The 6,176-nt window shown below is 55.2% G+C and carries 5 protein-coding genes; 3 read left to right on the top strand and 2 right to left on the bottom strand.

The window, feature by feature from the left end; genetic code table 11:
- Positions 1-81: 81 nt before the first annotated feature.
- Positions 82-732, bottom strand: a complete 651-nt coding sequence (locus DXD56_RS09835) for a LexA family transcriptional regulator (protein ID WP_117641077.1) — start codon at positions 730-732, stop codon at positions 82-84.
- A 1-nt stretch (position 733) separates the two neighbouring features.
- Positions 734-1,984 carry an arginine deiminase family protein gene (locus tag DXD56_RS09830; protein WP_158549404.1) on the bottom strand — a complete coding sequence of 417 codons (1,251 nt, stop codon included), beginning with the start codon at positions 1,982-1,984 and terminating at the stop codon, positions 734-736.
- Positions 1,985-2,261: 277 nt separating this feature from the next.
- Between DXD56_RS09830 and DXD56_RS09825 the strand changes: the two genes are divergently transcribed.
- The 3 genes from DXD56_RS09825 (at position 2,262) to argF (ending at position 6,079) form a co-directional block, all read left to right on the top strand.
- Entirely contained in the window at positions 2,262-3,698 is a 1,437-nt protein-coding gene (locus DXD56_RS09825) for a YfcC family protein (RefSeq protein WP_199411584.1), read from the top strand.
- Positions 3,699-3,740: 42 nt separating this feature from the next.
- The gene (locus tag DXD56_RS09820; RefSeq protein WP_117641075.1) at positions 3,741-4,985 is read left to right on the top strand and encodes an arginine deiminase family protein; all 1,245 of its coding nucleotides are present in this window, start codon (positions 3,741-3,743) and stop codon (positions 4,983-4,985) included.
- An 86-nt stretch (positions 4,986-5,071) separates the two neighbouring features.
- Positions 5,072-6,079 carry an ornithine carbamoyltransferase gene (gene argF, locus DXD56_RS09815; protein WP_117584179.1) on the top strand — a complete coding sequence of 336 codons (1,008 nt, stop codon included), beginning with the start codon at positions 5,072-5,074 and terminating at the stop codon, positions 6,077-6,079.
- Positions 6,080-6,176: the final 97 nt, after the last annotated feature.

Here is a 6,176-nt window from a genome sequence, read left to right as displayed (position 1 = left end):
TCATGAGCCCCGCAGTCCGCTCCGGCTGCGGGGCTTTTGCTGTTTGAGATGTGTGCAGGGGGTAAACAAGAGCAAATTTGGTTAGATGCTCAGGTCATGGGATGCCTGAAACCAGACGATGACTCCGAGAATCCTGATTCGGCGTTTGTCCAGCACAATATCCGGTTCCGACGTGCGATATGAGTAAGATGACAGCATCACGGTGTTCGTGCCGGTGCTATATCGCCGTATGACCATTCTGGAATTATCGGCCAAGGCGAGGACGGAGCATCCGTTCCAGGGTTTCAGGTTGGGGTCCACTAGGAGAAGGGATCCTATCGGATAGCATTTGGACATGGCAGATGTGTCCATTTGAACAAAGAAGCACCCGCGATGGTTTTTGAATACGGATGAGGGGAGCGCCGTTGTTCCGGTCTGCTTGAGTCCCGTTCTGCCTCCATTCATCTGAATTTTAAATACATCACAAAGGGAGTCAGTAGTAGTTTCCTTGGATTCCCCCTTCCGCCCCTCGTGGTCGAGCTTTGCGGCAAGCCCTGCGGTTTCCGATGCGAGGTCGTCAAACTGCAGATTGAATTTCGAAACGATCTTGAGCAGTGTCGACCGGCGGATGGCATAGCGGTCCTTTTCCCAACGGCATACCGTTTCTTTGGAGACGCCGACAAGTGCCGCGAACTCCTCCTGCGTGAGCTGGTCGCGCTTGCGAAGCGCCTTTATGTTTTGACCCGTTCCCATGTTATGAAGCGCGGACGAGGGGAAGGCAGAGGCAGTTGGGGCCGCCAAAGCCGTTTGTCAGCTCAAAGATAGAGATGGGAACAAGTTCAATACCGGCCTGCTCCAGTGCCTTGTTAGTCTCGGTGTTCTCTTCGTATACGCAGACCTTGCCGGGCTCCAGGCAAAGGGTGCTTATGGCATTGTTGGTTCTTTCGACCTCTGCCGCTCCGGGATTTGAGCCGCCGCAAGGGATAAATTGCGGTGAACTTAAACCCAGGGCTAATCCCAGCGCTTCTTTTAGTCCGCCTTCGACATGACGCGCCCGGGTTGTCCTTTCCGATCTGCCTCGTGTAATGCAGTAGACTCGCGCTTGGTCCAGGAGCTCCCGGTCAATGAGGAATGTCTCATAGTTAACACGAGCAAAGTATGTGTCGAGATGAATGCAGAGATCATCGTAGGGAACCTCAATGGCCCATACGGACTCAATAGTCGAGTTCTCGTCCCAGAGCAAGTTATTCGCTAGGGTGTCTATAGCTGCTGGCTCGGTTCGTTGAGAGATGCCAACGGCTACATTTTCGCTGTTGAGGTTGTGAAGGTCGCCGCCTTCAATGTGGTAAGTCGATTCATGCTTGAAGAACTGAGGAGTCTCGCGGAAATCCGGATGATAGTTAAAAATCGTTTTATAGGCGATAACCTCACGGTTGCGCTCTGGCCAGTACATATGGTTGAGCGTGACACCTTCGCCGATGACGCTTGCTGGATCGCGCGTGAACCACATGGTGTTAAGGGGGGCTATGAGAAGGTCGTCGGGTGAGTATGCGTCTCCCGTCAGCTTTGAGAGGCTGAACACCTCCTTGTTCGTGTCGAAGACCTGGGAGTAGCGAACGCCGTTGACGGCTGCCTGGACCAGGTCGCGGGAACCTTCGATATGCTCAAGATACTCGCGAATGGCAGACTCGAGCTCAATGCCCCGCGCGCCGCATTCTGAAATGTAGCTATCGATAAAAGAGCGACGCGCTTGCTCTGTCGCATCAAGGGCTTCGGTAAGAAGGTTTTCAAGATAGAGAATCTCTACCCCTTCGTGCTCGAGCATCGCCGAGTAAGCATGATGCTCCCTAAGGGCTTTATCAAGATCGAATGAGCTGCTAGACGGACGCAACGTAAAGACCCGATTGAACTGCCCGTCGGGGTAGTTGCGCGTTTCGGGGCCGGGGCAGTGCAGGAGGGCCTTTTTTAGCTTTCCTATTTCGTTTTGAACATGTAGTGCGGACATAAGACCTCGCTTTGGCGATGAGTATTGATTGCTTCCATAGTGGCACATTACGAGTTCGATTCAATTTACATCATATCTGTCACAGGTGAATGGCACGAACCGGCTTAGTAATTGATGTTAAACATCAATCTAGAAAGCAAATTGAAAAATTACGTCAATCTAAAGTCCGTTTACGGGTCGATGCGCTTCGTTGGCGGGCGAAGAGACGGAAGGGTGTTTTGCGCGATGACACAATGGCTTTGCCGGCAACGAAAAACCCCTGAATTAAGGAGGAGAGATGGCAGAGACAGAAAAGAAGCGCACTCTTCGAGTCCCGCACGTGTACACCATCATTCTCGTCTTGATGGCCGTATTTGCCGTTCTGACCTGGGTCGTGCCTTCGGGTTCGTTTGAGCGCCAGGAGGTTAACGGTCGCGAGGTAACGGTCTCGGGCACCTATGAGCCTGTCGATAAGGTCTATACGGACGAGGACGGCAACGAGGTCGATCTTCGCCAAGGCATCTTCGAAGTACTTGAGGCCCCTGCGATCGGCATCCAGCAAGCGGTCGAGGTCGTTGCATTCATTATGATCGTGGGAGGTTCCTTCCAGGTCATCACGGCGACCGGAGCCATCACGAGCGGCGTCGCCCGAGTGGTGAAGAAGTTCAAGAGCAAGGACGTCCTCATCATTCCGATCCTAATGGCGCTTTTTGCCTTGGGCGGCAGCACCTTTGGTATGGCAGAGGAGACGCTTCCGTTCTTTGCGATTCTTATGCCGATCATGATGGCCATGGGCTTCGACTCAATTACAGCGTTCATGACGGTGTTTGTGGGTGCCCGTATCGGATACATCGCATCTACCGTTAACCCGTTCAACGTCCTGATTTCCCAGGGCATCCTCGGTATCCAGGGCAACCCCCAGCTTTGGTTGCGTACTATCGCCCTTGTCGTGCTCACGGCAGTTGCCATCGCATGGGTTGTGATGTATGCCCTCAAGGTTAAGAAGAATCCCGAGGCATCCCCAGCTTTCCACGATGATATCGAGAAGCGCAAAGAGTTTGGCGCGGACGAGAATCTCCTCGATAGCGAGTTCACCGCTAGGCAAAAAGCCGTCATGGTTATTTTCGTGCTTGGACTTGGCGCTATCATTTGGGGTCTGGTAACCCAGGGCTGGTACATGAACGAGATCTCTGCGATTTTCTTGGCCATGGCTCTTCTTTCGGGTGTTGTTTCCGGGATGAATGAGAAGGAGATCGCTGGCGAGTTCGTTAAGGGAATTGCAGACTTCGCGTTCTCTGCCATCGTTGTTGGCCTCGCCCGCGGAATCCTCGTAATCGCCAATGACGGCCTCATCATCGATACGATTCTCAACACGCTCGCCACGGCTCTCTCTGGAGTTCCGGCAGTTATCTTTACGAGCATTCTCTACGTCGTGGATAACCTTCTGTCGATCCTCGTTCCGAGCTCCTCGGGCATCGCTGCTCTTACGATTCCCATTTTCGGTCCGCTTGTTGAGCTGATGGGCTTAAACCCCGAGGCTGCAGTTACCGGCCTTTCCATGGGCAGTGCTGCCATGTCTCTCATTTCGCCGACAAGCGCGATGCTCGTTGCCGGTCTTGGCGTCTGTAAGATTCCGCTTGGCCAGTGGTGGAAGGTCGCTTGGAAATTCTTCCTGGTCGTAAGCGTTATCTGCATGGCATTCACTGCGGTTTCGGGTCTTATCCCCCTGCCGTAAATGCAAAACCCCACATACAAGTTGTGAGAAAGAAGGATAGAGATGAACAAAGGACTGAACGTTCATAGCGAGATTGGCGCCCTCAAGAAGGTGTGCGTCCATCGCCCCGGTATGGATCTTGTAAACATGAAGGCGGAGGATTTCGACCGCGTTTGGATTCACGACGCGTTCTATCTGGACTATGCCCAGAAAGAGCACGATCAGTTTACCGACCTTCTTCGCGGCGCTGGCGCCGAGGTCGTCTATATGGAAGAGCTGCTCGCTGAGACGTTTGACAAAGTCGAGGGCACTCGCGCAGAGTTCATGACGAAGTTCATGGGGGAGTCCGGCATCTCCAACGCGGCCCTTCGCCAGGCCGTTGTCGAGAAGCTCGATTCCATCAAGGACAACAAGGAATTTGTCCTCACGGCTATGGGCGGACTGTATGTGCGCGACCTCGAGATCCCGCATGTCGGCGGCTCTCTTGCCAGCTTGGACGGCGATGAGCTGAAGGGCGACGACATGGTCCTCTTCCCCATGCCCGCCTCGTATTTCTCCCGTGATCCCCTGGCTGTCGTGGGCAAGGGCGCTACCATGAACCGCATGTACTGGAATCAGCGCAATCGCGAGGTAATCTTCTACGAAACGGTGCTCCGCAACCATCCCGATTACGCCGGTAGCCCCATCTGGTACGACCACAATAGCGAGTGGCATATCGAGGGCGGCGATATTCTCAACATCAACGCCAAGACGCTCGCCATCGGTATTTCCGAGCGTACCCAGACTGCGGCCATCGATGAGCTCGCCAAGAATATGTTCTGGGGTTCTGATGAGGCCGAAATCGAGAACATCTATGCCATCAAGATTCCGCACGGCTATGCCTACATGCATCTCGACACCGTTTGCACGCAGGTCGATCGCGATAAGTTCACGGTCTATCCCGGCATCTACCAGACGCTTCGTGCCTACCGCCTGACCAAGGGCGATTCGGAGGGGGAGGTGCATATCGAGGAGCTCGAGGGCACCCTGCAGCATATTCTCGAGCTTGCGACGGGTATGGACCACATCACCATGATTGAGTGCGGTGGTGGCGATCCGATCGAGGCTTCCCGTGAGCAGTGGAACGATGGTTCCAACACTCTTGCGGTCGCACCGGGCAAGGTCTGCGTGTATGAGCGCAACGTTGTCACCAACGATGCTCTTTACAAGGCCGGCGTCGAGCTGCTCGTCGCCCCCTCCGAGGAGCTTTCTCGCGGTCGCGGCGGCCCGCGCTGCATGACCATGCCGTTCTGGCGTGAGGAAATCTAGTCAGCGTTAGCGTATCTGGGCGGCGCGTGTGCGTCTGCGCCGCCCATCCCTCCTTGTGTGTTCCAACAACCGAAAGGACTCAAATCATGGCTCTTAATCTTTCTGGTCGAAGCGTTCTTACCCTGCTTGACTTTACGTCCGAGGAAATCGAGTACATGCTCGACCTCTCAAAGAACTTCAAGGATATGAAGCGCGCCGGTTATCCGCACCGCTTTCTCGAGGGCAAGAACATTGTCCTGCTGTTTGAGAAGACCTCAACGCGCACGCGCTGTGCCTTCGAGGTCGGCGGTATGGACCTGGGTATGGGTGTGACCTACCTCGACCCCGGCTCGTCGCAGATGGGCAAGAAAGAGTCCATCGAGGATACCGCCCGCGTGCTCGGTCGCATGTATGACGGTATTGAGTATCGCGGCTCCGACCAGTCGATCGTCGAGGAGCTTGCCGCCAAGGCTGGCGTTCCCGTCTGGAACGGTCTGACCAACGAGTACCATCCCACCCAGGCCCTTGCCGACATTCTTACCATGCGTGAGGAGTTTGGCGACACGCGCGGCATGAAGCTCACCTATATGGGCAAGGAGCAGGGCAACGTCAGCGACTCCCTGATGGTTATCTGCGCCAAGCTCGGCATTAACTTCTGCTCCTGCGGACCCAAGGGCGATGTCGAGGGCGCCACGCACTTCGATCCCGAGCTTCTTGAGCGCTGCCAGGAGATCGCCGCTCAGAATGGCTGCACGATCCAGCTCACTGAGGATATCGACGAGGGCGTCAAGGATGCAGACGTGATCTATACGGACGTTTGGGTCGGTATGGGCCAGGCTGAGGAGCTGTGGAAGAGCCGAATCGATCTTCTCTCTCCCTATCGAGTAACGCCCGAGGTCATGGCCAAGGCAAACCCCGGCGCCATCTTTATGCACTGCCTGCCGAGCTTCCACGATACGCAGACCACCATCGGCGCCGAGATTGCCGAGAAGTTCGGCGTGACCGAGATGGAGGTTTCCGACGAGGTCTTTGAGAGCGCGCAGTCTCGTGTGTTCCAGGAGGCCGAGAACCGCATGCATACCATTAAGGCCATGATGTACGCGACGCTTCGCTAGTAGCTGGGAAGTGAACGAATACTATGAGTAAACCGTACGGTAAGCCCGACCGCATCGTCGTCGCCCTCGGCGGCAACGCCCTCGGCAACAACCCCGT

Source organism: Collinsella sp. TM06-3 (assembly GCF_003436395.1).
In the GTDB taxonomy this organism is placed as follows: domain Bacteria; phylum Actinomycetota; class Coriobacteriia; order Coriobacteriales; family Coriobacteriaceae; genus Collinsella.
This window is presented reverse-complemented; position numbering and strand designations above follow the sequence as displayed.